This window comes from Neisseria sp. S1 (assembly GCF_048060015.1).
GTDB lineage: Bacteria > Pseudomonadota > Gammaproteobacteria > Burkholderiales > Neisseriaceae > Neisseria > Neisseria arctica.
Genome location: NZ_JBLUPI010000044.1, coordinates 1 through 1,059, shown reverse-complemented (window position 1 = coordinate 1,059; position 1,059 = coordinate 1). Strand labels below are relative to the sequence as shown.

General features: G+C 49.1%; 2 protein-coding genes and 1 pseudogene. All 3 read left to right on the top strand.

Annotated features, from left to right (window positions below; genetic code table 11):
• Positions 1-8: 8 nt before the first annotated feature.
• Positions 9-122 (top strand): phage protein GemA/Gp16 family protein, encoded by a 114-nt coding sequence (locus tag ACEPPX_RS11830; RefSeq protein ID WP_416624202.1) that lies wholly within the window; start codon positions 9-11, stop codon positions 120-122.
• Positions 122-469 (top strand): Mor transcription activator family protein, encoded by a 348-nt coding sequence (locus tag ACEPPX_RS11825; protein ID WP_416624201.1) that lies wholly within the window; start codon positions 122-124, stop codon positions 467-469. The genes ACEPPX_RS11830 and ACEPPX_RS11825 overlap by 1 nt, the downstream gene beginning before the upstream one ends.
• Positions 470-700: 231 nt before the next feature.
• Positions 701-1,059: pseudogene (locus ACEPPX_RS11820) on the top strand (2-oxoacid:acceptor oxidoreductase); the annotation flags it as partial.

Here is a 1,059-nt window from a genome sequence, read left to right as displayed (position 1 = left end):
CCAAGTTTGTGAAACGTATGACAGGCGTGGATTATCAGAACTGGCTGGATGTTGATAACGCATCAAAAGTGATTGAGCACCTGAAGGAATGGAAAAAACGGGTTGGAAACGGAGGCAAATAATGGCTGATACACGGATACCGGAACTGTTGTCGGACTTGGCGGCAAAAGTCAGTGAAGAAGTGTCACAAAAAGGCATGGATAAGAAATCGGCTAAAGCTGTAGGCGATAGTGTCGCCAAACGTATGGCTCGCGAATGGGGTGGTCAAAACATTTATATTCCGCAGGGCGTGTTGTGGGGCATCGATGAAAGGGACTTGGAGATTTTTGAAAAATTCGACGGTACCAACCAACGCGAACTGGCAAAGGAGTACGGATTTTCGGAGCAATGGATTTATCGTATCATCGAGCGGGTGCGTCAAGCTACAATCAAAGAAAACCAAGCAGACTTATTCGGTGATGGAGGTTGAGAATCTGCCAATGAATTAAATATAGCGGTCAAATCGTTTTTGACCGCTTTTTTACGCCGTTTTGGCACGCGGTCGGGGGTTTGCCTGCCTTAGAGCTGCAACGCGCTAAAAATGCGTTTTTTGACCGTTTTTTTAGGCAGCCTTTGGAGCTGTGTTTTTTAAACCCGTTTAAAAGATTTGAAATCCGCCCCAAGCGACAATCCCTGCAACAGCAAATGCAGGGATTTTTTTATGGCTTACGAGATTTTTCGCGCGGGTACGCATACCGACAACAATGGCAACAAGGTCACCATTACGGCTGCCGACCTTGCCGAGGCGGCGGCGTGTTACGACCCGAAGCTGCATGAAGCACCGGTAGTGGTCGGTCATCCTAAAACCGATGATCCCGCCTATGGCTGGGTAGGCGGATTAACCGTTTCAGACGGCGTGCTGTCTGCGGATTTTGCCCAAGTAGACGACGCTTTTGCCGGTTTGGTTAAGGCAGGCCGCTACAAAAAAGTATCAGCCAGCTTTTATCCACCCGGTAGCCCCAGCAATCCCGTACCCGGTAAATGGTATGTGCGCCATGTAGGATTTTTGGGCGCGCATCC

Bases quoted from the DNA above. Each gene is read 5' to 3' on its own strand.
- ACEPPX_RS11825 (WP_416624201.1), top strand. From the start codon at position 122: ATGGCTGATACACGGATACCGGAACTGTTGTCGGACTTGGCGGCAAAA.